Raw genomic sequence first — 24037 nt, 5'->3', positions numbered from 1 at the left:
GATCAATTCCCCGGAGGGAAGGGTCACTTCCCCCTACCGAAGCGCTTGTGCCGGTCGTTCGGCGCGCTCATTGACGCATCCTTGGCGCCGGTCACATGGACGTTGACACTGCTTTGACGGGCCCAGGCCCGATAGGGTGAAAGCGGTGTGCCGGGAAGTCTGGTCGGCAGGGAGCCACAAGGTCTCCTTCTCATGGCCAAAGGGATGGCATGCGCAGCGTAGGAACGGTCCTGGCTCTCGTGGTCCTCGCCACCGTGGTGGCCACCTTCGCGCGCCGTTGGCGGATCCCCGCGCCCTCCCTGCTCGTGGTCGCGGGCCTCGCCGTCGCGCTGATGCCGGGCACCCCGGAGATCCAGATCAGCCCCGAGATCATCGGCCTCGTCGTACTGCCACCACTTCTGTACGCGAGTGCCGAGGAGCTGCCCTGGCGTGAGCTGCGCGCTGTGTGGAAGCCGGTCGGGGTGCTGTCGATAGGCCTGGTCCTGGCCTCGGCGGCCGCGGTCGGTGCGGTCGCCTCCCTGGTCACCCCGCTGTCGTGGCAGATGGCGCTCGTGCTGGGCGCTGTGCTCGCGAGCACCGACCCGGTGGCGGTCACCGCGCTCGGCAGACGGCTCGCGCTGCCACCCAAGGTCCAGGTCCTGGTCCAGGCCGAGAGCCTCTTCAACGACGCGACCTCGCTCGTCCTCTTTCGGGTCGCGGTGAGCGTCGCCGTGGCATCGGCAGCGGTCGGCTGGGGTGCGGCGGCGGGTGAGTTCGCGCTGTTGGCGGGTGGCGGCATGCTCATCGGCGGGGCGGTGGCGGGCGTGGTGACGCTGATCCGGCGGCGCACCGAGGACCCGGTCCTGGAGACGGTGATCGCCCTCGTCACGCCGTACGCGGCCTACGTCCTGGCGGAGGCGGCGCACGCGTCGGGTGTCACCTCCGTGGTGGTGGCCGGGGTCGTCCTCGGCGGCCGGGGCGACCGCCTCACCAACGCCCGCATTCGCCTCCAACTGCACGCCGTCTACGGCACGGTGGTCTTCCTGCTGGAGAGCGTGGTGTTCTCGCTCATCGGGCTGGCGCTGCCGACCCAGGTGCGGGCCCTGTCCGACGGCGACCGGGCCTGGCCGCTGTACGCGCTCGCCGTCGCCGCCACGCTGATCACCATGCGCATGCTGTGGCTGGCGCCGCTGTCCGCGGTGGTGCAGCGCAAGGGCGGTATCCAGCGCATGAACTGGCGGGTGCCGGTCGTACTGACCTGGGCGGGCACCCGCGGCGTGGTCCCCCTGGCCGCCGCCCTGTCCATCCCGGTCACCACGCCGGCCGGGGCCACGCTCACGGAGCGCCCGCTGGTCCTCGTCCTGACCACGTCGGTCGTGGTCACCACACTTGTCGTGCAAGGCTTCACGCTGGCATCTGTCGTACGCCGCTCGGGCATCGCGCTGGAACCCGACCACACCGAACGCGAGGAGGCTCAGGCCCGCTGCAGTCTGGCCCACGCGGGCCTGAGCCGCCTGGACGAGATATCCGAACTGGAGGCCGTCCCCGACATCGTCCTCGACCGCCTGCGCCGTGGCCTGACGGCCCGCATCGAGGACGCGAGCGATCGCCTCGGGCAGCCCGACGGCGACGGCAGCCCGACGGAGTCCGCCGACCTCACCTACCGCCAGCTACGACGCGACCTGATCACGGTCGAGGAGGCCGAGCTCCAGCGTCTGTACGACCAACACCGCATCAGCGACACCACCCGCCGCCGCCTGCAACGCTCGCTGGACCTGGAGGAGGCGCGACTCGCGGACGCCTACGGGCTGCCCCGCGACTGATTTTGGGTGTCCCTGTCCGGGGGGCGGCTGGTGGGTGATTCACCGTCAGTCGCAACAGTCGCAGCCGGAACGGCAGCCGCACGCGTCCTCGGTGTCGGTCTCGGTGCCGGTGGCCGGGACCGTCATGGCTTGCGGCGCACAACAGCCATTGCCCTGCAAGGCATCACGGCCCTCCTTGACGGCGACGACGGAGATGACGAGGGCGGCGATGACGTCGGCCCAGGACCAGCCGAGGACGGCATTGAGGACCAGGCCCACAAGGAGCACGGCCGAGAGATACGTGCACAGCAGGGTCTGCTTGGAGTCGGCGACCGCGGGGCGAGCGCGAAGAACGACACCGCGATGATCCGCGAAGTGGTCTTCTCCCGTGCCTCGTGTACGGCGTGCTCCCGGGCGGAGAACTGCCAGGCGACCGCGGCGGCCGAGGCGAGGGTGCCGGCGGTGAGGGCGACGACCGCCTCGATGACGTTGTAGGTGACCGTCGCGGCGACCAGCAGACGTATCCGACGAGCCAGCAGATCGCGGCGGCCCGAGGAGGGCCCGAGGGATATCGAGGTCATCAGCAGCACCCCTTGTCATCGGCGTCGACGCAGGTGCGGTCGGTCTCGACGGCCACCACGGCCGTGCGCGGGTCGTCGAGCGCGCGACTGAGGCGTTCGTCGGCGAGCTCGTAGCGGGTGCGGCGGCCGTCGGGCACGGTGACGACCAGGCCGCAGTCACGCAGGCAGGCGAGAGGGGTGGACTCCTCTCCTCGGGCAGCCCGTCAGGGCGTTTGCCTCCCTCGGTTGCCCGCGTTCCCGCTGGACAGCAGGATGTTGGCGGCCTGCGCGTCCATGTCGTTCAGGGCGAGGTCGAGGTCGGCGGCGCTGGTGGTGCGCGGCGCGTCACGGCCCGCGACCGTGTCCCAGGTGCTGGTCGCGGCGAGCCCTGCCGGCGCGAGCAACAGGGCCAGGGCGACGGCGAGCGAGACCGTGGCCACGCGCAGGAGAGGGGTCCCGCCGGTAATGCTCCAGGATTGAACTCTAAGGAATGATCATGGTTCTGGGGGTCTCAGTTCGATCACTACCGGGACGGCTGTGACGCCTGTTCCTAGCGTCACAAGCTGTGACTGTTGAGTATCTTTCAGACGATCAGATAGCCCAGTACGGACGCTTTGCCGGGGAGCCTTCGGCGCATGAGCTGGAGGCGTTCTTCCGGCTGGACGCGGTGGCGATTGAGCAGGCGGCGGCCAAGCGCCGGCCGCACAACAGGCTGGGCTGGGCGGTTCAGTGGGGGACAGTACGGATGCTGGGCACCTTCCTGTCGGCTCCGGCCGAGGTGCCGCCGGGGGTGGCGGAGTTCGTCGGGGAGCAGTTGGGGATCGAGGATCCGTCGTGTCTGAAGCTGTACCCGGAGCGGCTGCCGACCCAGCACGAGCACGCGCGGGAGATCCGGAAGCTGCTGAAGATCCGTGATTTCGACGAGGGCGACCTAGGGCCTGTCCGATGGGTCGTATGAGCTGGTCAGGGACGTGGCCTACTGTTCGCTGGAACGAAGGGGGCCGCATGGCACGCGATATAGCCCGAGCAGAGGCGGGGATGAAGGGGATCACGTTTCCTGCCTGGCATGGAAAGCACTACGTGACGCTGGCTGAGCTACTGGTTCGCCTCGGCAGCTTCGGCCTGGACCTGACCTGGCGCCTCGAGTTCGACGAGATCGTCGATCCTCGCTGTGCCGAGATGGAGAGACGGTCCGCCAACGCCGGCATGGACACGTTGACATTGTTGTCGCTGACGACCCCCTTTCTCCAGTTGATCGACGCCGAAGCACGTGGGTTCGCCGAGGACAAGCTGGTGCTCGTCCTGACCGAGTTCGACAGTTCCTCGTGGGACGTCAGGGCTGTCGACGAGCGCGTACTCAGCGAACTTCGCCACCACTACCCGGGTGCCGAGGATCTCTGAACGGGGCACTTCACTCCGGACGCAGCCATAGGCGGATCGCCGCCAAGGTGACCGTTCCGTGGAAGACGTACGCCCGTTTGTCGAAGCGCGTGGCGATGGCGCGGAAGTTCTTGAGCCGGTTGATGGTCCGCTCGACTTCGTTGCGGCGGCGGTAGATCGCCTTGTCGAACCCTGTGGGACGACCGCCTTGGCTGCCGCGGCGCCGGCGGTTGGCCCGCTGGTCTCTCGGCTCGGGGATCGTGTGCTTGATCTGACGTCTGCGCAGGTGACGCCGGTTGCGGCGTGACGAGTACGCCTTATCGCCCCCGACATGGTCGGGCCGGGTGCGCGGTCGTCCACCAGCCTGCCGGGGCACGCGGATCTCTTCCAGGACGGGAATCATCTGCGGTGCGTCCCCCCACTGGCCGGGCGTGATGACAAACCCGAGCGGGCGACACCCGCCTTCCCCGGCAAGGTGGATCTTGCTTGTGAGCCCGCCTCGCGAGCGTCCCAGGGCCTCATCGGGACGGTGACGCGCCGGGCTCCTGCGCCGACCCGGGATCTTCGGGGCACGGGGGGCGGCGCCAGCCGCGTGCTGATGAGCGCGGCAGGTCGTGGAATCGACGCTGACCATGCTCCAGTCGATCCGGCCCTCGGCATCGGCGTCGGCCTGGACGGCCCGCAGGATTCTCTCCCACGTGCCGTCCGCCGACCACCTGCGATGACGGTCGTGGACCGTCTTCCAGCTGCCGAAGCAGGGAGGCAGGTCCCGCCAGGGGAGGCCGGTCCGCTGCCGGAACAGAATCCCGTTGATCACCCGACGGTGGCATTGCCAGCGTCCACCCCGCCCGTGATTCGCCGGCAAGTGCGGCTCCAACCGAGCCCACTCTTCATCCGAAAGATCTCCCCGCCCCATGTCCCACGGAACGAGTTCCCAGCAGGAACGTCACACGACCCATCGGACAGCCCCTAGCCCTGCGGGAGTACATCGCGGGGCGGGTGTGGGTGTCGAACGAGGGGCCGAGGGCGCTGTTCGACCGGGCGGTGACGTGGCTGCTGCGTAACCGCGTGCTCCCGCCGGGGCTGACACCGCTGGCCTACCTGGTCGCGGAGGTCCGCAGGGGTGAGCTGGCACTGATCTACTCGGTGGTGGAGGCCCCGGTGGAGCCGGAGTTTCGCCGGGGACTGCTGGAGCTCCTCGACGCGCCGGACGGAGCCCAGACTTCCGTGCTGGAACGGTGGCGGAAGGGTCCGCGGGATGTGTCGGGGCGGGGGCAGAAGGCCGCGTTGGAGCGTGCGCGTGACATTCATGGCGTGAAGTCCGGCGAGCTGGACTTGTGGCGGGTGCCGCCGGTGAAGCTCGCGGAGCTGGCCCGGTACGAGATGAGTGCGCACGCGCCGACGCTGCGCAGGCTGGCGGAGCCGCGGCGTACGGCGACGGTGCTGGCCACGATACGGCACCTGGAAGGCTCCTCGGTCGATGACGCGCTGACGCTGTTCGATGTACTGATGGCCACGAAGCTGCTGGCCCGCGCGGAGCGCGAGGAGAACAAGGCGAAGCTGAAGGGGCTGCCGAAGCTGCGGAAGGCAGCGGCGAAGGTGGCCAGCGCGGTCTCCGTCCTTCTCGACGTTCCCATCGAGAGCGACGGCGGCGAGGACGACGAAGAGCCTGTGCCGTTGAGTGTGGCGCAGGCGTGGGAGCGGATCGAGCAGCTCGTCACCCGTGAGGAGCTCGCCAAGGCGATCGTGGAGCTCGGCGAGCTGCTGCCCGAGGGCACCGATGAGGACGCGGATACCGCCTGGCGCAAGCAGCTGCTGGAGCGGTACGCGACGGTGCGGCCGTTCACCTCGCTGCTGGCGGAGGTGATTCCGTGGGGTGCGACGCAGGCCGGCACCTTGATCGTGGAAGCGCTGCGGGAACTGCCGAAGGTGCAGGCCCGGCGCAAGCCCGGCCCCGAGCACATCGACGCCTCGCTGCTGGACGGCACATGGCGGCGCCTGGTGCTGGGCAACCCGCTGCTGGCGGTGAACGGGTACATCGACAAGTACGCGTGGACGTTCTGCGTCCTGGAGGCCTTGCACACCGCGCTCAAGCGCCGGGATGTGTACGCCAAGGGGGCGGACAACTGGGGTGATCCGCGCGCGAGGCTGCTGTCCGGGCCGGGCTGGCAGGTCAACCGGCCCCGGGTGCTGATCGCGCTGGAGCTGTCGGACAGCGCGGACGAGCACCTGGGCGAACTCGAAGTACTGCTGGACGAGATGTACGCGCACGTCGCCGAGGGCCTGCCCCGAAACGCGGCGGTGGACATCGTGGACGGGAAGATACGCCTGGACCGGCTGGAGGCGGAGCCCGAGCCCGCCGGGTTCAAGCCGGTCCACGACGCGGTACAGGCGATGCTGCCGAGGATCGACTATCCGGAGCTGCTGCTGGAAGTCCACGCCCGTACCGGCATGTTCGACCCCTTCGAGCACATCGGCGGGAAGGTCGCCCGACCGCAGGACCTCGACCTCACCCTCACCGCCCTCCTGGTCAGCAAATCCACAAACATCGGGATGGAGCCGGTCATCAAGCCCGGCCAGAAGGCGCTGACCCGCTCGCGGCTGACCGCCGCGGACTGGGGCTACTGGAACTTCGCCGGGATGAGCGCCGCCTCCGGCCTGCTGGTCGCACAGCAGAGCGACATCGACCTCGCCGGCGACTGGGGCGGCGGACACGTCGCCTCCGCCGACGGGATGCGCTTCAACGTACCCCTGCGTTCGATCTACACCCGCCCCAACCGGAAGTACTTCACCGGGCGCGGAGCAACATGGCTCAACGTCGTATCGGACCGCGTGATGGGCCTGGGCGGCATCGTCATGCCGGGCACCCTGCGCGACTCGCTCGGCATCCTGGACGCGATGTTCAACCTCGACGGGCCGGTCCGCCCGGAGATCGTCATCACCGACACCGGTTCGTACAGCGACCTTGTCTTCGGGCTGTTCGCGATCTGCGGCTACCAGTTCTCCCCAAGGATCGCGGACATCTCGGACGCCCGGCTGTGGCGCCTGGACATGACCAAGGACTACGGGCCGCTCCAGCCCGTCTCCCGCCAGCGCGTGCAGGTCGAGCGGATACACCAGAACTGGGAGGACATGCTCCGCGTCGCCGGCTCCCTTCAGACCGGCAAGGTCCGCGCGTACGACCTGCTGCGGATGATGACCAGCGGCGACCGCAAGACCGGCCTCGGGGATGCGTTCGCGCACTACGGCCGCATCTTCAAGACCCTCCACCTGCTCCAGTTCATCGACTCCGAGGCATACCGGCGCATGATCGGCGTCCAGCTGAACATCGGCGAGGGCCGCCACGCGCTGGGCCGGAACATCTTCTTCGGCGGCTCGGCGAACTCCGGCACGCCTACCGAGAGGGGATGGAGGACCAGTTGGGGGCGCTGGGCATGGCCCTGAACGCAGTAGTTTGGTGGAATACGCTCTATATGGACGCCGCGGTCAAGGAACTGGAGGCCGGCGGGCTGACCATCTCGCAGGAGATCCGCTCCCGGCTCTCTCCACTGGTCCATGAACACATTAATTTCCATGGCCGGTACCCGATCGTCCGCTCCCACGGCGACGGCTCGCTGCGCCCGCTGCGCGACCCGGCCGCCTCCGAGGAATAGCGGCAGTCGTCGGCCCCGGCGCCGTCCCACGGGGGACGACATGGCGTCCGTCGGCGCGGCCCCGGCTCGGTGAGAGGCTGCCCCGGCTCGGTGTCGCGAGCCCACCAGTATCAACCCCCGCGTCCGGGCCGGTTGCCGGCCTCGGTCAGGCCGCCTGACCGCCCGACTTGCCGAAGGACTCCGCCGGGACCACCGAGTAGTTCGGTTTTCAGTGCCTACGGGGCCCGTCGCCGCGCACGGTCCGTCGAACAGCTCCCACTCCGGTGCCGACGGCCCTGCCCGCGACCGGCTTAGAAGTTGTGCGGATAGGGGCGGTTCACGGTGGTCGGCTTGGGCTGTTATCCCAGCATGGGTGCTCCAGGTGGGGCGGATAAGGCTACGCACGGTTCGCCTTCGAGTGGCCCTGCACTTGGAGGTGCTCGCTCAGCAGGTCAACGTGTTCTCGTGGTCCGGTCGTGGCCACGACCTGTCACGGACTCAGATGCTGCGATGAAGGCTTGCACGAGGGGACGGTTGTCTCCTCGGCGGGTGGCCATGAAGATCCGGCTCGCTGTGGGAGGCCCGTCGAGTTCGAGACGTTGGGCGCCTGCGGGGAGCAGCGTCGTGACGCTGTAGGGGGCGATGGTGACGCCAAGGCCGGCGGCGACGAACATGATGATGGTGTGCCAGTTCGAGCACTCTTGCGCGACCTGGACGTCGATGCCGGCGTCCCGCAATGGCTGTGTGTTCACGTCGAACGCTTGAGGTCCTGCTGTACGTGGGAACAGGATCAGCGGGTCAGTGGCCAGCGCCGTTGCTTCCGCATGGTCGCTGCTTGCGGCGGGGTGTTGTGTGGGGATGACGGCGACAAACCGTTCCGTCGTCAGCAGGGAAAGGGCGATGTCGTCTCGCTCCTCAGCGTCCCGCACGATCCCGACGTCGGCTGTGCCCCGCTCCAGGGCCGCCAGGACGTCGACGGTGAAGCCGTCGTGCAGCTTGATCTGGACGTCTGGGCGGCGGCGGGAGAATTCACGGAGCTGTTTGCTGACGATTGCGGTGGCGGAGGTGATGAAGGCGACATCCAGGCGTCCGGCCTCGCCGCGCCCGACACGGCCGGCCTCGTCGAGGTCGGCCGCCAGACGGCCCAGAAGGTCCCTCGCTCGTGGCTGGAACGTCGCTCCCGCGTCTGTGAGGCGGACGCTTCGGGAGGTCCGCCGGAACAGCTCAACACCGACAATCTTCTCGAGCTGCCTGATCTGCTGGGACAGGGCCGGCTGGGCAATGTTCAGCCGCTGGGCTGCACGGCCGAAGTGGAGTTCCTCAGCCACAGCCAGAAAGTACCGCAGATGGCGGAGCTCGATGCGCTGATCCATAGCTCAAACTTATCGATAGAGGCTACTGCCTGTATTGGACATATGAGTGAGTGGGGCCGGAGGCTGCTAGCGGGAAGCTGCACCCGAAAGGAAACCTGCCTCATGCCGCGCACATCTGCCCCGACCGTGGTCTCCTCGATCGCCTCACAGAGTGATGCCGACGCGTTCAGCGCGTTGAACGAGGAGTGGATCTCGCGCCTGTTCACCCTGCAGGATGAGGACCGGGCGGTTCTCGGAGATCCGTTCGGCCGCATCGTGGGCCCGGGCGGCGACGTGCTCTTGGCGCGTGAGCCGGGCAGCGGCACCGTCGTGGGGTGCGTCGCGCTTCTGGCCTACCCGGAAGCCGTGTTCGAGTTGGCGAAGATGGCCGTGGCCTCCGCCGCGCAGGGACGCGGCATCGGCCGCCAGCTCATAGCCGCAGCAATAGACCGCGCCCGGGCACTCGGTGGGGCCCGGCTCTTCCTCGGCACGAACAGCAAGCTGGCTGCCGCCATCCACCTCTATGAGGAAGCCGGGTTTGTCAGGATCACCCGCGACCGTCTCCCGGTGACCGACTATTACGCCCGCGCCGACACCCTCATGGAACTGAAGTGACGCCCCGACCCAGAGCCCGAAGTCTGCCTCGCCACGGCTGTCTTCACCAGCATGTGGGTTCCTCCACTGCCCGCAGCACGCGATACCTGCCAAGTCGTGGCCGGACCATCCGAACGGCTACCTCGACGACACCCCGCACGGGCCGACCGCACTGGACGCGAGCCCGCTGAAGGGCCCTGAGTGGCCGCGGTAGAGGATGAACTCCCCGTCACGTGCGCGGGCTCGGCCCGTGATCTCCCGCCGCTCGGTGGCCGTGTGCCCTGGTCTGGGGAGTTCCTCTTCCGTACGCCGTGCCCGTTCTGATCGAGTGGGACGGCCTTAGCCGACACTGCCCCGATGGCCCGGCGCCACCGGCCCACCCCTCCAGCCGGCCACTGATCCACCCACAAGTCGCGACTTAAAGATCTGGTGATCATGGAGTGGCGGCGCGCTGTGATCACTGGGAGACCCGTGCCCACGCTGCCCTCATGGCTGACCGAACCACTCTGGGACCAATTCCAGGCGCTGCTGCCCGAGCGGCCCGAGTTCCACCCGCACCATCCGCTCGGCTGCCACCGCCGGCGCATTGGCGACCGGATCATCTTCGACAAGATGCTGCAGTTACTACGCTTCGGCTGTTCTTATGATGCGATCGCCGACACGACCTGCTCGGCCACCACGATCCGCGACCGTCGCGACGAGTGGATACGACTCGGCGTCTTCGCCAAGCTCAAGCAGATTGCGCTGGAGTCCTACGACCGGATCGTCGGCCTCGTCCTCGACCAGATCGCCGTGGACGGCTCCATCACCAAGGCTCCCGGCGGCGACGAGGCCGCCGGACGTTCACCAGTCGACCGCGGCAAGAAGGGGCTGAAGCGCTCGGGCATGACGGACGGATACGGCATTCCCCTCGGACGTGTCCTGGCCGGAGCCAACCGACATGACTCTCCGCTGCTCGCCCCAACCCTGGATCGCCTCAACGACCTTGGCCCGCTGCCCGACGACGTCACCGTGCACCTGGACGCCGGCTACGACTCGGATAGGACCCGCACGCTGCTCAACGAACGCGGCCTGCGTGGACGCATCGCGCATAAGGGGGAGAAAGCGCCCATCCAGGCCAGTCGGCGTTGGCACGTGGAGCGTACTCACGCCTGGCAAAACGCCTTTCACCGCCTCGCCCGCTGCTACGAGCGGCGCGTCACCGTCATCGACGCGTTCTTCGACCTCGCCGACACGATCATCACCGTGCGTAGCCTGAACCGACAGGCGTGGACGACTCACCGCTGGGACGAACGCCCGAACCGCCGACCATGACCACACGCCTATCCGTGCGGCTTCTTAGAGGGTTCTGGCACGGGCGTGCGTGAGCGCTGGCACTATTTCGGTTCGCTGTCTGTCGGTGCTGGGGCGGTCTGTGCCAGGCCGGCGAGCAGCAGGTCGATCATGCGGCGGGCCTGGTAGTCGGGGAAGGTTTCGACTCCGATGCACAGGTTGCCGATGGCGAGCATGAAGTCGTAGGCGCGGATGTCCGCGTGTGTGGAGCCGGCGGCGGCGGACGCTTTCAGCAGCTGGTCGAGCACGGGCAGCAGGCGTTCGACGAACTCGTTGTGCAGGCTCTCGAATCCGGCTTGGTCCGAGTGCAGTGCCTCGGCGAGGCCGTGCTTGGTGACCAGGAAGTCGGCGAATTGGTGCACCCACAGCCGCAGGACCTCGTACGGCGTATCGGCAGCGGGCGCCGTGTGCGCGGCGGTGGAGAGCGCGTCGACCTGGTGCCTGAAGACGGCGACCACCAGTTCCGCCCGGGTGGGGAAGTGGCGGTAGATGGTGCCCATGCCGAGGCCCGATTCGGCGGCGATCTCCCGCACGGGAGCGTCGACTCCCGCACGGACGAACACGGCCGCCGCGGCGTCCAGCAGTATCTGCTCGTTTCGGCGGACGTCGGATCGCTTGCGGCCGGCAGGGGGTGGCGGCGTGTTGGGCGTGGACATCGTGAGCACCTCCCCTTGCAAGGCGGAGCAACGTTCCGTATCGTAATGCGGAGCGGTGCTCCGTATTTCAATCATGCCAGACGCCTCGCAGCACGGGCCACTTGGCCCCTCCGAGAAAGACATTCACCTCATGAGCGACACCACGTCCGCCGACGGCGGCAACGACTCCACCACCCCGGTCATATCTGTCAGGCCTATCGCACTGGCCGCCCCGGACCGCGGCCAGGACCTGCAGGTACGGGTCACAGCGCCGACGACCGGCCACAACCTGCCTGTCGTCGTCTTCTCGGGCGGCATGGCCGCGACCATGGACGATTACGCACCGCTGGTCGGCTTCTGGGCCGCCCGCGGGTTCGTCGTCGTCCAGCCCACCCATCTCGACGCGCTGGGCCTGCTCCCCGACGACCCGCGCACCCCGCTCATCTGGCGTATCCGGACCGACGACCTGACCGGGATCCTCGACCAGCTCGGCACCATCGAAGCCGGCGTGCCCGGGCTGGCCGGCCGCATCGACCACGACCGCATCGCGGTCGCCGGACACTCGTGGGGCGCACAGACCGCCAGCACCCTCGCGGGCGCACGGGTCGTCGACGCCGACGGCACTCCCGGTGGGAGCATGAGCGACTCGCGTGTGAAGGCGGCGGTACTGCTGTGCCTGCCCGGTACCGGCGGCGTCGACCTGAGCCCGCTCGCCGTCCAGTACTTCCCGTTCATGAGCCCTGATTTCGCCGAGCTGAAGACGCCGAGCCTGATCGTCGCCGGCGACCATGACCAGTCCCCGCTGACGGTGCGCGGTCCGGACTGGTTCACCGACGGCTATCGCCTCAGCTCGGGCGCCACCGATCTGCTGACCCTGTTCGGCGCGGAACACGTACTCGGCGGCATCCTGGGTTCCAACGACACGCGGACCACCGACGAAAGCCCCGAGCGTGTCGCGGTCGTCCAGCACGTCACCCTGGCGTATCTGCGTACCGCGCTGGGCCTCGACAACGACGCGTGGCCTACCGCCCGCCGGTCCCTGGCCGCGGCCGTCGACGCGCTGGGGAGGATCGACTCGAAGTGACCACCCCCTTCGCGCCGGCCCGCAGGCCCAGTTTCGGGATCATGACCGCCCCATCTCAGGTCGCCTACGACGATGTCCTGCGGGTCTGGCGTGAGGCGGACGGTATCCCGCAGATCGAGCACGCCTGGCTGTTCGACCACCTCATGCCGCTCGGCGGCGACCCGAACGGGCCCACCTTCGAGGGCTGGACACTGCTGTCCGCTCTCGCAGCCCGAACCGAGCGGTTGCGGCTCGGGGTGATGGTCACAAGCAACAGGTTCCGCCCACCGGCCATGCTGGCCAAGATTGCCGCCACTGTCGATGTCATCTCCGGCGGCCGGCTCGAGTTCGGCATCGGCGCGGGCTCTCGGCCCGACGTGCCACTGGCCCGGCGTGAGTACGCAGCTCACGGCCTTCCCTTCCACGATGCCGCCCACGCGGTCGGAAGCCTCGCCGAGGCGTGCACGATCATCCGCAGACTATGGACCGAAACCGCACCGTTCGACTTCCAGGGCGATTACCACCAGCTGACGGGCGCGTTCTGCGGTCCCAAACCCGTCCAGCGCCCCCACCCGCCGATCCTGATCGGCGGTCAGGCCACCCCGACGCTGCGCGTGGTGGCCGAGCACGCCGACCGCTGGAACATGCCCGGGGGCAGCATCGAGCAGGCGATCGCCCGCAGCGCCACGCTGGACCGGCTGTGCGCCGAGATCGGCCGCAACCCGGCCGAGATCACCCGATCCATCGTCCTGCCCGCCTCCTACGACCGGCCCCAGGACACCCGCCACGTCGTCCGCGCGGCGCTCGACGGCGGGTTCAGTCACATCGTCCTCGGACTCGACGGGCCCTACCCGGCCGAGGTCGCACGCCGGGTCGCCGACACCATCATCGACCCCCTCTCCGACACGAACTGATACACCGGATCACGGTCCACAACGCGAGGGCGGCGCCACCGCTGCCCTTGAAACCGAGGAACCACCGATGACGAGGACCCACCCACCGTTCGATCGGGAGCTCACCGCAGTGGGGGTGGGAATACGAGCGAAACGTGCCGCACGCCAGCGGCCAGGTAGGTCACAGGCGCGAATCGGTGTCGTAGGCGGGTGGCGAGGACGTCCGCCGACTCGAAGAGGCGACAACGCGGACACTGAGGTTGTTTCATAAGCGTTCGCTCGTGAAACACCCCGCCGCCCGGAGGTCCACCTGCGGCGATCATGTTTCATGGGTTGTTGCAAATGGCTCGACGGAATGAACCGTCACATGAAACAGTCGGCACTCATGAGCGACGACTTCAGGCGCGTGGAATCGCACGCCTGCCCGATGTCCACCTGCGCCGCCCCGGCGGGCTCGCCGTGCCGTACCGGCAAGGGCAAGGTGGCCATCCAGTACCACACGGCCCGCTTCCGGCTCGCGCCCCAACTCGCCAAGGTGCTCAGCGTCCCGACCCCCGCCGTACGGAAACCCGGCTCGGTGTGGACCGAGCTGCCCCGGCCCGCGGACGCCGGCGCCGATCCGGTCGAACACGTCCGTCTCGGGTATGCCCGCGCCTCGACCGCCCGGCAGCCCTTGGACGCACAGCTGGACTCCCTCGCCGAAGCCGGGGTTACCCGGATCTTCTCGGAGAAGATCTCCACCCGCGCCACCCAGCGCCCCGAGTTGGAGGCCGTCGTCAGGCTCGCCGGAGAGGTCCGTTCCTCCGGCGTGCGCGTCACCCTCGTCGTCCACGAACACAAGCGGCTCGGCCGTGGCATCGAACTCGCCATGCTCGCCGAGGAACTGAAGGCCAGCGACGTCGGCCTGGAGTTCCTCACCGGGGAGCTGAAGGGCTCGCACGACCCGTCCGGCATCGTCTTCACCGTGCTGGCCGCCATGTCCGGGATGGAACGCGAGTACATCCGCGACCGCACCCTCGAAGGCCACGAATCCGCCCGCAAGCGCGGCAAGACCATCGGCGGCGCGGGCGTCACCGACGACCGCATGCTCTCCATGGCCCTCCACCTGCGCGACCAGGAGATGAGCCTGCGCGACATCGCCAAGCGGCTCGTCATCACCACCGGCAAGAAGAAGGGCCAGCATCCGTCACCGGCGACCGTGATGCGGATGCTGCGCGAACACGACGAACAGACCACCGCCCCTTCGGCGTCGCAAGCGACCGACAGCCCTCCACCACCAGCGAGGGTCAAGATCATTCCTTAGAGTTCAATCCTGGAGCATTACCGGCGGGACCCCGGAGACGCAGCCGCGCGGGCAGGGAGGCCCAGTAGCGGCGGCGCAGAGCGGCCCACGCGGCCACGGCCTCGCGACGGAGGCGACGCCCCGGGCCACCCGGCCGCGGCCCCCCTCCGAGCCGCGGGCCGGGTCCACCCCGGGCCGGGCGACCGGTCCGTGCTGTGGCGGTGCGCTGGTCCCGGCCCCCGCCTCAGGACTGCGCCTGGTACCGGCCATGGGGGTCCCCCCTGTTCGAGCGAAGCCGAGAACTTGGGGGAGGTCACGAGCCCTCCAACGTCACGCCACGGACGGTCGCCCGTGTCCCCGTGCCGCTCAGTCTGGAACCGGTTTCGGCCACCGACCTCGTCCGTTGATGATCTCCTGACGCGTTCTCAGGTGACCTTGACGGGGCCTTGATGTCGCCCTCCGACGGGCCGTAAGAGAGGCGCAAATTCCATGCTCGGCCGTGCGGTTCGACGGTGCGGCCGGGCTAGATTTCCCCTCGGCCGCCGGAGAGGCCTCGGACGTCGGTGACATGACGGCTTCACCCCGGAAGCACCCTCGGTCGCCTTCCTCACCCGAAGGCATCCGAATGGCCTCCCGGCGGTCGAGCACGCGGCGGCGTTCTCGTCGTCATCGCGCCGCCGACGCCCGTGCGCAGCTCTGCGGTGCCGTGATCCCGGCACCGCAGGGCCCGGCGGCCACCACACGCTCTGTCAGCCCGGCCGGTCGCCGGCGTGCCTTGTGCGCGTGGGCCCGGCTCCCCACCGAGGCACGAAGGTCCCCATGTTCTCCGCCGCTCCCGAGCAATCCCCGCCGTCCCACCCTCGGCGCACCCCCCGGCCCGGATCGGACGGAGGGGCGAAACGCCGGGCACCGAGCGGGCTGTTCGAGCCGGCGCAACTCGTGCAGTCGTTCCCCGAGGCGCTGCGCAAACTGCACCCGCGGGTCCTGGTCAAGAACCCCGTGCTGTTCGTCGTCTCCGTCGGAGCCGTCCTCACCACCCTTTCCGCGGTCCTCCACCCAGCCGTCTTCACCTGGGTCATCAGCGCCTGGCTGTGGCTGACGGTGATCTTCGCCAACCTCGCGGAGGCCGTGGCCGAGGGCCGCGGCAAAGCACAGGCCGAGTCGCTGCGCAGAGCCCGTACGGACACGGTCGCGCTACGCCTGCGCCACTGGAACTACGGCATCGACCTGCGCGACGCCGAGACGGAGGCCGTGGCCGCCACCGACCTCAAACCGCTCGACGTCGTCCTGGTCGAGGCGGGCGAGCTGATACCGGCGGACGGCGATGTCATCGACGGCGTCGCGGCCGTCGACGAATCCGCCGTCACGGGGGAATCCGCACCCGTCATCCGCGAATCGGGCGGCGACCGCAGCGGCGTCACCGGCGGCACGACCGTCCTCTCCGACCGCGTCGTCGTCCGCGTCAGCGCCCGCCCGGGCCATTCCTTCCTCGACCGGATGATCGCTCTGGTCGAGGGGGCCGCGCGCCAGAAGACCCCGAACGAGATCGCGCTGAACATCCTGCTCGCCTCGCTCACGATCATCTTCCTCCTGGTCGTCGTCACCCTCCAGCCGATGGCCGAGTACGCCGACGCCGCCCAGTCCACCACCGTCCTCGTGGCCCTCCTCGTCACCCTCATCCCGACGACGATCGGCGCCCTGCTGTCCGCGATCGGTATCGCGGGCATGGACCGCCTCGTCCAGCGCAACGTCCTCGCCATGTCCGGCCGCGCGGTCGAGGCCGCCGGCGACGTGGGCACCTTGCTCCTCGACAAGACCGGCACCATCACCCTCGGCAACCGCGAGGCCACCGCGTTCGTGCCGCTGCCCGGCATCACGGAAGGCCAACTCGCCGACGCCGCCCAGCTGTCGTCCCTGGCCGACGAGACACCGGAGGGCCGCTCCGTCGTCGTACTGGCGAAGGAGCGGTACGGGCTACGGGCGCCCGCCGAGGGCGATCTGAGCCATGCCCGGTGGGTGAAGTTCACTGCCCAGACCCGGATGAGCGGCGTCGATCTGCGCTGGGACAACGGTGCGGTGTGCGCGATCCGCAAGGGCGCCGCCCAGCAGGTCATCGAGTGGGTCCAGATGTACGGCGGCCACGTCCCGCCCGAGGCACGGTGGTCAGCGGACTCCGTGGCCGGATCGGGCGGCACTCCGCTCCTGGTGGCCGTGCACGACTGGGACGGGCCGCGGGTACTGGGCCTGATTCATTTGAAGGACGTCGTCAAGGACGGGATCCGCGAGCGCTTCGCCGAGCTGCGCCGGATGGGCATCCGCACGGTGATGATCACCGGCGACAACCCGCTCACCGCCCGCGCCATCGCCGAAGAGGCGGGCGTGGACGACTACTTGGCCGAGGCGACCCCCGAGGACAAGCTCGCGCTGATCAAACGGGAGCAGGAGGGCGGCAAGCTCGTCGCCATGACCGGCGACGGCACGAACGACGCGCCGGCGCTGGCGCAGGCCGACGTCGGCGTGGCCATGAACACCGGCACCGCGGCCGCCAAGGAGGCCGGGAACATGGTCGACCTGGACTCCAACCCGACGAAACTCATCGAGATCGTCGAGATCGGGAAACAACTGCTGATCACGCGGGGCGCGTTGACGACGTTCTCCATCACGAACGACGTGGCGAAGTACTTCGCGATCATCCCGGCGATGTTCGCGGGCGCCTATCCGGGCCTGAAGTCGCTCAACATCATGGGCCTGCACAGCCCCACCTCCGCGATCACCTCGGCGATCATCTTCAACGCGCTCATCATCGTCGCGCTGATTCCGCTCGCGCTGCGGGGTGTGCGCTACACGCCGTCGTCGGCGCACGACCTGCTGCGGCGCAACCTCATGCTGTACGGCCTCGGCGGGCTCGTCCTGCCCTTCGTCGGCATCAAGCTGATCGACCTGGTGATCTCCGGGGTGCCCGGGCTGGGATGAGGAGGCTCCGGTCGGCCGAGCGGAGCCCGTCAGGAAAACGTCCTTGCACGTCAGGGGCACGTATGGGAAGGCGAGTTGCGCTTGTCCGCAGCGTGTGGGGCGGCTTCCATTGAGCCTGTGAACAGCGCATGGCTTCTTTTCGACCGGCCGCCGAGTCCCGGCGCGACCCGTCGTGCGCCTCGCTGCCCGGAAACGCCCGCGTCCGCTCTTCGCTGACGCCGACGCGTCGTCCGTAGCCCTCGGGGCGCCGTGATTCGTTCCGGCGCCCCGTTCTTCGTATCCGCACATGTCCGGCGTCCCCGCGTGGGGGCCGCCGACGTGCCCGCAACCCCGGATGGACCATGTCTGACCACGACCTCTCCCCTCTTCCCGGCCGCACCGTCCTCGTCACGGGAGCCACCACCGGCATCGGCCTGGAGACCGCCCGGCAGCTCGCCGAACGCGGTGCCACCGTGCTGCTGCACGGCCGCACCGCCGAGGAGGCGCGCGCCGCCGCCGACCGTCTGATCGCCACGGCGGGCATCGACGCCGCCCGACTCCGCCCCCTGGCCGCCGACTTCACCCACCTCGACGAGGTCGAGTCCCTGGCGAACCAGGTCGTCGCCCAGCACCCGCACCTCGACGTGCTCGTCAACAACGCGGGCATCGCGGCGCCCGAGCGGCACACCGTCACCACGGACGGCAACGAGATCGCCTTCCAGGTCAACTTCCTCGCCCACTACCTCCTGACCTGCCTGTTGGAACCCGCACTCACCAGCGACCCCGGCGGCCGGGTCGTCAACGTCTCGTCGTCCCTGCACCGCACCGCGAACATCCAGTGGAGCGACCCCAACCGCGCCCGCCGCTACTCCCGGCTCGCCGCCTACGCCCAGTCGCAGCTCGCTCTCACCGTCTTCGCCGCCGACCCACGCGTCACCGCGGTCTCCGTCCACCCCGGCGTCTGCGACACGGCGCTGATGCCGCTGTACGCCCACGAAGGCGTCACGCCCGCCGAAGGCGCCACGCACGTGGCCCGGCTCTGCGACCCGGCCGTCGAGATCGTCAACGGCGCGTACTACGACCGAGCCGAGCGCGTCACACCGGCCGCGGCCGCCACCGAGGACCGCACGATCAGGCGCCTCAACAAGCTCGCCGACCTGCTCGTCGGCCGCACCGCTTGAACTTCCCTTCCATGCGCCGGAGTTGATGCACATGTCCAAGCGCTCCCGCAAGAAGAGGGCCCGCCGCAGGAACAAGGCGAACCACGGCCGCAAGGCCGGTCAGCGCTGAGCCCCAGGGGCGACCCCAGCACACACCGGGGTCGCCCCTCACCCAGTGAAAGGCAACCCCGTGATCCAGCTCCTCCCGCACCAGATCCCCGCCCTCTCCCGGTGGTTCCCCGCCGCGGCGCCCGGACCCGCAGCCCTCGCCGAGCACGTTCTGGCCACCGGGACCGGGCAATGGTGGGCCGACCGGGCGGTGCACCCGCGCGCCGTCGCCGTACGCTGCGCCGACCACGCCCTGCTGCGTGGTGACCCGGATGCCCTGGCCGCAGGCGAGCTCACGCCGCTGGCCGACTGCTGGATCGACGCGCCCGACCGCTTCCTGCCCGCCCTCGGCACGGCCTTCGGCCAGGTCACCCCGCGGGAGCGCATGGTGTACGTACAGCGCGTGCCGCCCTCCTCGACACCCCGTCTCCCGTGGGGCGTGACGGTGCGACGGCTGACACCCGAGCATGCCCCGGCCCTCGCCGAACTCGGCACCGACGCGGCCTGGATCCACGGCACATGGGGCGGACCGACCGCTCTCGCGGCCTCCGGCCTCGGCTGGGCCGCCCTCCACAAGGACCGCATCCTCGCCGTCGCCTGCGCCTACCTCCTGAGCAGCACGCACGAGGACATCGCCTGCCTCACGGTCCCCGAGCACCGACGCGAACACCTCGCCCTCGCCTGCGTCGCCGCCCTGTGCACGGACATCGCGGCCCGCGGCCACACCGCGAGCTGGTCCTGCTCCCGCGACAACCGCCCCAGCCGCCTGCTCGCCTGGACCGCCGGGTTCCGGCTGGAGCGCGAGTACGTGCACTACGTGACCGGAAGCCCCGCACGGCACGACCATCTCACCGCATAGCCGCCGCCTCGCCGGTTCACAGTTGGAGGGGCAGGTGGCGGGGGCCGCGGAGCATGGCGTTCTGGCGGTAGGGCGGCGGGTCCTGGACCAGACGGGCCGTGCCGAGGAGGGGAAGCAGCGCGCCGAGCGCGGTCTCGGCTTCGACGCGGGCGAGTGGTGCGCCGTAGCAGAGATGGATCCCGCTGCCGAAGCCGAAGTGCTCGTTGTCCGGGCGGGTGGGGTCGAACAGGTCGGGCTCGTGGAACCGCTTGGGGTCGCGGCTGCCCGAGGCCAGCGCCAGGATGACGGACGTGCCCTTGGGGATCGTGGTGCCGGCGACGTCGATGTCGGCGAGAGGGATCCTCTCGCGCATGTGGACCGGGGGTTCGTAGCGCAGCAGTTCCTCCACCGCGCGCGGCAGCAGGTCGGGTTCGCGGCGCAGCCGGTCCAGCTCGTCGGGCCGGCGCAGCAGGGTGAGGACGCCGTTGGTGATCAGGTTGACCGTGGTCTCGTGTCCGGCGATGAACAACAGGATGGTGGTTTCCGCGAGTTCCTCGACGGTGAGCCGCAGGGCGGGGTCCGGTTCGTTGATGAGGTCGGAGAGCATGTCGCCGGTGGGACTGCCGCGGCGCTGTTCGGCGAGGTTGACCAGGTACCCGCCCATCTCCTGGCGGGCCTGCAGGCCCGCCTTGTCCCGTTCGGTGGTGTCCTCTTCGGGCCCGATGTCGGCGGACGCGACGATCACGTCGGTCCATCCCTGGAACAGTGCCTCGTCCTCGCGCGGGACGCCCATCAGTCGGCAGATGACGGTGATGGGCAGGGGGTAGGCGAAGTCGTCGACGACGTCGAACTGCTCACGGTCCCGGAGCGCCTCGATCAGTTCCCCGGTGATCTGGGCGATCTCGCCGCGCATGGCGTCGACCCGGCCGGGGGTGTGCGGCGGCCCGAACGGCCGCATGGTCAGGGTGCGCAGTCTGTGGTGCTCGGGGTCGTCGATCCGCAGGAACGGCGGCCGCCTCGTCTCCTCGGACGACGAGTCGGTGCGGCTGCGCGGTTCGGCGCTCATCCGCGGGTCGTGGAGCAGAGCGGCGATTTCGTGGTAGGTGCCGATCAGACAGCTGCCGTCGGCCTGCCGCACCACGGGACCGGCCTCGCGGAGTTCCGCATACAGCGGATAGGGGTTGGGGCGGTTCGCGTAGTCGGAGATCCGTGCCAGCAAGGTCTCGGAGGCCATGGTGGCTCCTCGTGGTCGGGCGGGACGTGGGTCACCGCGTGGGCTGCACCACCGTCAGTCGTCGATCGGGCAGGTAACCGGTGAGCGCCACGGTGGGGCCGTGCGACAGCCCGCTCGGGTCCGGCACGTCGGACGGAATCGTGACGTCGGCCGCGAACGGACGGTCCGCCGCGCCGGGCGGGGGCGGGAACGGAGCGGCCGTCTCGATCAGGTGCTTGTAGTAGTCGAGCGACTTGGCCATGTCGACGGTGACCGCGGCGGTGACCCGTCCCTGGTAGCCGTAGACCACCGCAAGGCGGCGCGCCTCCAAAGAGCCCTGGGCGACGACCACGTGATCGGAGTAGGTGGGCACGCCCACCGACTTGATGTTGAGCCCGAACTGGGTCGACCAGAACGTCGGGACGGCGAGGTGCGGCCGCCGCAGAGGCCCCGGACTGACCATGTTGTGAGCCGCCACCTCGGCCTGTTCGACCGCGTTGCCCCAGTGCTCCAGGGAGAGCATCTGGTACCCGAACAGCGGGTGCGGGAACCGGGAGACGTCACCGGCCGCGAACACGTCGTCGGTCACTATCCCGTACATGTTGAAGGCCCGGCACCCGGCGTCGCAGGCGATCCCGCGCGGACCCGCCGCCAGCCCGGACTCCGCCAGCCACTCGACGTTGCGGACCGCCCCCAACGCCACCACGCACACATCCGCCTCGACACGACTGCCGTCGGACAGCTCCGCACCGGTGAACCGGCCGTTCCCGTCCCCGCGCAGAGCGGTGACCGTCACCCCGGTGCGCAGGTCCACGCCGTGATTGCGGTGCATGGCCGCCGCGAGCTTCGCCAGGGTGCCGCCGAGGGCGCCCACCAGAGGTGCGGGGCCGCGTTCTGCGACCGTGACCTCGATACCCCGCTCCCGGCAGGCGGAGGCGATCTCCGAACCGGTGAAACCGGCACCGATCACCAGCACCCGCTCCGGCCCTGCGGCCAGCCGCTCGGCCAGCCTCCCGGCCTCGTCACTGGTGCGCAGGGTGAACACGCCGTCCAGGGAGCCCTCCTCCGGGTTGGGCCAGGGGCGCGCGCGGGTACCGGTGGCGATCAGCAGCCGGTCGTACGGCAGCGACTCGCCGTCGGCCAGCATCACCCGTTTCTCCATCGAGTCCACGCCGGTGGCGGCCACTCCCAGTCGCCAGTCGGCGTCCGGGTCCCGGCGCATCGGCAGCGCCGTGGAGTCCGCAGGCGCCTTGCCGAGCAGCACCTGCTTGGACAGCGGTGGCCGGTCGTACGGCGCACTGGGCTCGTCCCCGACCACGGTCAGTGAGCCGGTGAAGCCCTGCTCGCGCAGCGTCTCCGCGGCCCTCAACCCGGCCAGCGACGCGCCGACGATCACGATGCGGCCGTCGCTCAGATCACCGGGCACCGGCGCTCACCCCTTCACCGAGGAGGATGGCCTGGACCGGGCACGCCGCCGCAGCCTGGCGCACGCGCTCGACCTGGTCGTCCGGGACGGCCGTGGCATACAGCAAACCCTCCTCGCCGTGCAGCTCGAACACGTCCGGTGCGAGAAACACGCACTGCGCATAGCCCTGGCAGCGCGTGAGGTCCACAACGGTCTGCATCCTCACCACCTCCTCCGTGGCCTCACCCCCTCATCCAGCATGGGGGGAGATCCGGAAGCCCGCACGGCCACCGCTCACCGCCGTCGCGCACCGCTGCGGCTTGCGCCCTGCCCGAGCGGTTCGAGCGAGATGTGCGGGGACAGGGCGCGCAGGAAGTCGGGCGCGTCGAAGATCTCACCGGCGGAGGCGACACCGACCGTGCGGGTTCGGCCGGTGAGGATGCGGTGGACCGCCTCCACCGCGAGCGGCGCGCTGACGGCGTAGATGTCCCGGCCGCGTGCCACAGCGCGCCGTTCGGTGCCACCGGAGCGTACGACGGCGTCGACGACGAAGGTCTGGTCGGACCGCCCGTCCTCGTCGGCCGCGGTCGGCGCCGGTGTGTCCGTGGCGGAGAGGTCTCTGGCCGCCTCGGTCGTCATGTGGGTGCGCACCTCGGGGATGGAGAGGTGGCTGGGGATGGTGACCACGTCGGCCATCGTGAACTCCGCGACGACCTCCCTGGTGCCCGTCGGGTCGGGGAAGGACCACTTCAAAAGCGTCGGCTTGTCGTCGTGGTACTCCAACCGCCCGTCCGTGTGACGGACGCGCCTGCCGCCTCGCCGCTCCTGGGAGACCGTGCCCGCGGTGCGTGTCCCGGGGGTGGGGTGCCAACTGTTCAGTCCGTACGCGATGTTCGCTTCGTCGGCCGCCGTCCAGTCCCCCATCGCGGCGGTGGCCAGCAGGTCGCCGAGGCCGCCGTAGAAGGCCATCGCGGGGACGATCACCGCTCCCGCCGCGTGGGCGCGGTCCGCGAAGCCCGTGAACGTGTCGAGGTTGGCCTCGATCTCGGCCGCCACATCGACGTACGGGATTCCGGCGCGCAGTGCCGCCTCGATCACGGGAGCCGCGGTCACGGCGAAGGGCCCGGCGCAGTTGATCACGGCGTCCACGCCGTCCAGGGCGCGGTCGAGCGAGGCGGGGTCGTCGACCGACGCCGGCCGGACCTCGAGTCCGGGGGCGGATGCCGCCAGCGCCCGCAGCTTGCCGGCGTCGCGCCCGGAGAGTACCGGCACGAACCCGCGCTCCCGCAGATGTGCCACCACGAAGCGTCCGGTGTGTCCGTACGCGCCGAACACCGTCACCGTCTGTCCCGATCCCATGGGTACTCCCCCGTGCTCGAATGATCCGCCGAGAACATCCTGGCGAGGACGGGCGCCCCACCGTGAGTGTCCGGAACGACGTCCCCCGTACAATTCCGGACATGGTTACCGTCGCGCTGGCCATCACCGAGGGGATGCTGCACTTCGAACTGTCCATGGCCTACGAGGTCTGCGGGTCGGACGCCGTACGGCTCGGCCGGTTCCGGCTGGAGCCCGACCAGGGGCTCGACCGGCTCCGGCATGCCGACACCGTGATCGTCCCCGGCTGGGCGGACGCCGACGAGGACCCGCCCGCCGATCTCGTCGGCGCGGTGCGTGCGGCCCACGAGGCAGGGGCGCGCGTGGCCTCCCTGTGCACCGGCGCGTTCGTGCTGGCCGCCGCCGGTCTGCTGGACATGCCCGTCAAGGGGCGGTCCCCGTCGGCGGACGGAGGCGACGTTGAAGTCCTCGTACTGCCCGGCCCCGATGTTGCCGCCGGTCCGGCGTCGGTGTGTCATG

General features: G+C 69.7%; 20 protein-coding genes and 4 pseudogenes. 14 read left to right on the top strand and 10 right to left on the bottom strand.

The window, feature by feature from the left end:
• Nucleotides 1-209 precede the first annotated feature (209 nt).
• Nucleotides 210-1802, top strand: a complete 1593-nt coding sequence (locus ACZ7M3_RS27270) for a Na+/H+ antiporter (RefSeq protein ID WP_472066353.1) — start codon at nt 210-212, stop codon at nt 1800-1802.
• Nucleotides 1803-1847: 45 nt separating this feature from the next.
• Here ACZ7M3_RS27270 and ACZ7M3_RS27265 read toward each other — a convergent pair.
• From ACZ7M3_RS27265 to ACZ7M3_RS27255, 3 genes and pseudogenes are all read right to left on the bottom strand, one after another.
• Nucleotides 1848-2362: pseudogene (locus ACZ7M3_RS27265) on the bottom strand (cation transporter).
• A pseudogene (locus ACZ7M3_RS27260) lies at nt 2362-2544 on the bottom strand (transcriptional regulator); the annotation flags it as partial. The pseudogenes ACZ7M3_RS27265 and ACZ7M3_RS27260, both read right to left, overlap by 1 nt.
• Before the next feature lie 21 nt (nt 2545-2565).
• Nucleotides 2566-2781, bottom strand: a complete 216-nt coding sequence (locus ACZ7M3_RS27255) for a hypothetical protein (RefSeq protein WP_472066351.1) — start codon at nt 2779-2781, stop codon at nt 2566-2568.
• A 125-nt stretch (nt 2782-2906) separates the two neighbouring features.
• Between ACZ7M3_RS27255 and ACZ7M3_RS27250 the strand changes: the two genes are divergently transcribed.
• A complete protein-coding gene (locus ACZ7M3_RS27250) occupies nt 2907-3299 on the top strand; it encodes a DUF4158 domain-containing protein (protein WP_472066349.1) in 393 nt (130 codons plus the stop codon).
• Between the two features lie 47 nt (nt 3300-3346).
• Nucleotides 3347-3742, top strand: a complete 396-nt coding sequence (locus tag ACZ7M3_RS27245) for a hypothetical protein (RefSeq protein ID WP_472066347.1) — start codon at nt 3347-3349, stop codon at nt 3740-3742.
• A gap of 10 nt (nt 3743-3752) precedes the next feature.
• Here ACZ7M3_RS27245 and ACZ7M3_RS27240 read toward each other — a convergent pair whose 3' ends face one another.
• Nucleotides 3753-4637, bottom strand: coding sequence for an IS5 family transposase (locus tag ACZ7M3_RS27240; protein WP_472066345.1), 885 nt, complete (start codon nt 4635-4637; stop codon nt 3753-3755).
• Between the two features lie 83 nt (nt 4638-4720).
• On the opposite strand from ACZ7M3_RS27240, the pseudogene ACZ7M3_RS27235 reads away from it, so the two are divergent.
• Nucleotides 4721-7374, top strand: a pseudogene (locus tag ACZ7M3_RS27235) (Tn3 family transposase).
• 431 nt (nt 7375-7805) lie between these two features.
• On the opposite strand, the gene ACZ7M3_RS27230 reads toward ACZ7M3_RS27235, so the two are convergent.
• Nucleotides 7806-8726, bottom strand: a complete 921-nt coding sequence (locus ACZ7M3_RS27230) for a LysR family transcriptional regulator (RefSeq protein ID WP_472066343.1) — start codon at nt 8724-8726, stop codon at nt 7806-7808.
• A 102-nt stretch (nt 8727-8828) separates the two neighbouring features.
• Between ACZ7M3_RS27230 and ACZ7M3_RS27225 the strand changes: the two genes are divergently transcribed.
• A complete protein-coding gene (locus tag ACZ7M3_RS27225) occupies nt 8829-9320 on the top strand; it encodes a GNAT family N-acetyltransferase (protein ID WP_352053516.1) in 492 nt (163 codons plus the stop codon).
• Nucleotides 9321-9770: 450 nt separating this feature from the next.
• A complete protein-coding gene (locus ACZ7M3_RS27220; RefSeq protein WP_472066341.1) occupies nt 9771-10613 on the top strand; it encodes an IS5 family transposase in 843 nt (280 codons plus the stop codon).
• A gap of 62 nt (nt 10614-10675) precedes the next feature.
• On the opposite strand, the gene ACZ7M3_RS27215 is transcribed toward ACZ7M3_RS27220, so the two are convergent.
• The gene (locus tag ACZ7M3_RS27215; RefSeq protein WP_351714890.1) at nt 10676-11287 is read right to left on the bottom strand and encodes a TetR/AcrR family transcriptional regulator; all 612 of its coding nucleotides are present in this window, start codon (nt 11285-11287) and stop codon (nt 10676-10678) included.
• A 130-nt stretch (nt 11288-11417) separates the two neighbouring features.
• Here ACZ7M3_RS27215 and ACZ7M3_RS27210 point away from each other — a divergent pair, with 130 nt between their 5' ends.
• The 7 genes from ACZ7M3_RS27210 to ACZ7M3_RS27180 all read left to right on the top strand — a co-directional run bounded on the left by ACZ7M3_RS27210 (nt 11418) and on the right by ACZ7M3_RS27180 (nt 19583).
• Complete coding sequence (locus ACZ7M3_RS27210) at nt 11418-12350, top strand: alpha/beta hydrolase family protein (protein ID WP_472066339.1); 933 nt, start codon at nt 11418-11420, stop codon at nt 12348-12350.
• A gap of 41 nt (nt 12351-12391) precedes the next feature.
• Entirely contained in the window at nt 12392-13243 is an 852-nt protein-coding gene (locus ACZ7M3_RS27205; protein ID WP_388396563.1) for an LLM class flavin-dependent oxidoreductase, read from the top strand.
• Between the two features lie 364 nt (nt 13244-13607).
• Complete coding sequence (locus tag ACZ7M3_RS27200; RefSeq protein WP_472066337.1) at nt 13608-14525, top strand: recombinase family protein; 918 nt, start codon at nt 13608-13610, stop codon at nt 14523-14525.
• Between the two features lie 798 nt (nt 14526-15323).
• A complete protein-coding gene (gene kdpB, locus ACZ7M3_RS27195) occupies nt 15324-17477 on the top strand; it encodes a potassium-transporting ATPase subunit KdpB (RefSeq protein ID WP_472066335.1) in 2154 nt (717 codons plus the stop codon).
• Between the two features lie 341 nt (nt 17478-17818).
• Nucleotides 17819-18637 carry an SDR family NAD(P)-dependent oxidoreductase gene (locus ACZ7M3_RS27190; RefSeq protein ID WP_472066333.1) on the top strand — a complete coding sequence of 273 codons (819 nt, stop codon included), beginning with the start codon at nt 17819-17821 and terminating at the stop codon, nt 18635-18637.
• Between the two features lie 31 nt (nt 18638-18668).
• Nucleotides 18669-18746, top strand: a complete 78-nt coding sequence (locus ACZ7M3_RS27185; protein ID WP_382007288.1) for a 50S ribosomal protein bL37 — start codon at nt 18669-18671, stop codon at nt 18744-18746.
• A 60-nt stretch (nt 18747-18806) separates the two neighbouring features.
• Nucleotides 18807-19583, top strand: coding sequence for a GNAT family N-acetyltransferase (locus ACZ7M3_RS27180; RefSeq protein ID WP_472066331.1), 777 nt, complete (start codon nt 18807-18809; stop codon nt 19581-19583).
• A gap of 16 nt (nt 19584-19599) precedes the next feature.
• Here the strand turns inward: ACZ7M3_RS27180 and ACZ7M3_RS27175 are convergent, their stop codons facing one another.
• The 4 genes from ACZ7M3_RS27175 to ACZ7M3_RS27160 form a co-directional block, all read right to left on the bottom strand.
• A complete protein-coding gene (locus ACZ7M3_RS27175; protein ID WP_472066329.1) occupies nt 19600-20796 on the bottom strand; it encodes a cytochrome P450 in 1197 nt (398 codons plus the stop codon).
• A 31-nt stretch (nt 20797-20827) separates the two neighbouring features.
• Nucleotides 20828-22201, bottom strand: a complete 1374-nt coding sequence (locus ACZ7M3_RS27170; protein WP_472066327.1) for an NAD(P)/FAD-dependent oxidoreductase — start codon at nt 22199-22201, stop codon at nt 20828-20830.
• Complete coding sequence (locus tag ACZ7M3_RS27165; RefSeq protein WP_261689579.1) at nt 22191-22400, bottom strand: ferredoxin; 210 nt, start codon at nt 22398-22400, stop codon at nt 22191-22193. Before ACZ7M3_RS27165 ends, ACZ7M3_RS27170 begins: the two co-directional genes overlap by 11 nt.
• A 74-nt stretch (nt 22401-22474) precedes the next feature.
• Complete coding sequence (locus ACZ7M3_RS27160; RefSeq protein ID WP_472066325.1) at nt 22475-23539, bottom strand: saccharopine dehydrogenase family protein; 1065 nt, start codon at nt 23537-23539, stop codon at nt 22475-22477.
• A gap of 101 nt (nt 23540-23640) precedes the next feature.
• Here ACZ7M3_RS27160 and ACZ7M3_RS27155 point away from each other — a divergent pair.
• A pseudogene (locus tag ACZ7M3_RS27155) lies at nt 23641-24021 on the top strand (DJ-1/PfpI family protein); the annotation flags it as partial.
• Nucleotides 24022-24037 lie beyond the last annotated feature (16 nt).

It is taken from the genome of Streptomyces sp. NPDC111656, assembly GCF_055656965.1.
This window is presented reverse-complemented; position numbering and strand designations above follow the sequence as displayed.

Coding starts and splice junctions, on each gene's coding strand:
- ACZ7M3_RS27240 (WP_472066345.1), bottom strand. CDS start 4,637: ATGGGGCGGGGAGATCTTTCGGATGAAGAGTGGGCTCGGTTGGAGCCG.
- ACZ7M3_RS27175 (WP_472066329.1), bottom strand. CDS start 20,796: ATGGCCTCCGAGACCTTGCTGGCACGGATCTCCGACTACGCGAACCGC.
- ACZ7M3_RS27160 (WP_472066325.1), bottom strand. CDS start 23,539: ATGGGATCGGGACAGACGGTGACGGTGTTCGGCGCGTACGGACACACC.
- ACZ7M3_RS27270 (WP_472066353.1), top strand. CDS start 210: ATGCGCAGCGTAGGAACGGTCCTGGCTCTCGTGGTCCTCGCCACCGTG.
- ACZ7M3_RS27245 (WP_472066347.1), top strand. CDS start 3,347: ATGGCACGCGATATAGCCCGAGCAGAGGCGGGGATGAAGGGGATCACG.
- kdpB (WP_472066335.1), top strand. CDS start 15,324: ATGTTCTCCGCCGCTCCCGAGCAATCCCCGCCGTCCCACCCTCGGCGC.
- ACZ7M3_RS27190 (WP_472066333.1), top strand. CDS start 17,819: ATGTCTGACCACGACCTCTCCCCTCTTCCCGGCCGCACCGTCCTCGTC.
- ACZ7M3_RS27205 (WP_388396563.1), top strand. CDS start 12,392: ATGACCGCCCCATCTCAGGTCGCCTACGACGATGTCCTGCGGGTCTGG.
- ACZ7M3_RS27225 (WP_352053516.1), top strand. CDS start 8,829: ATGCCGCGCACATCTGCCCCGACCGTGGTCTCCTCGATCGCCTCACAG.
- ACZ7M3_RS27215 (WP_351714890.1), bottom strand. CDS start 11,287: ATGTCCACGCCCAACACGCCGCCACCCCCTGCCGGCCGCAAGCGATCC.
- ACZ7M3_RS27230 (WP_472066343.1), bottom strand. CDS start 8,726: ATGGATCAGCGCATCGAGCTCCGCCATCTGCGGTACTTTCTGGCTGTG.
- ACZ7M3_RS27210 (WP_472066339.1), top strand. CDS start 11,418: ATGAGCGACACCACGTCCGCCGACGGCGGCAACGACTCCACCACCCCG.
- ACZ7M3_RS27185 (WP_382007288.1), top strand. CDS start 18,669: ATGTCCAAGCGCTCCCGCAAGAAGAGGGCCCGCCGCAGGAACAAGGCG.
- ACZ7M3_RS27200 (WP_472066337.1), top strand. CDS start 13,608: ATGAGCGACGACTTCAGGCGCGTGGAATCGCACGCCTGCCCGATGTCC.
- ACZ7M3_RS27165 (WP_261689579.1), bottom strand. CDS start 22,400: ATGCAGACCGTTGTGGACCTCACGCGCTGCCAGGGCTATGCGCAGTGC.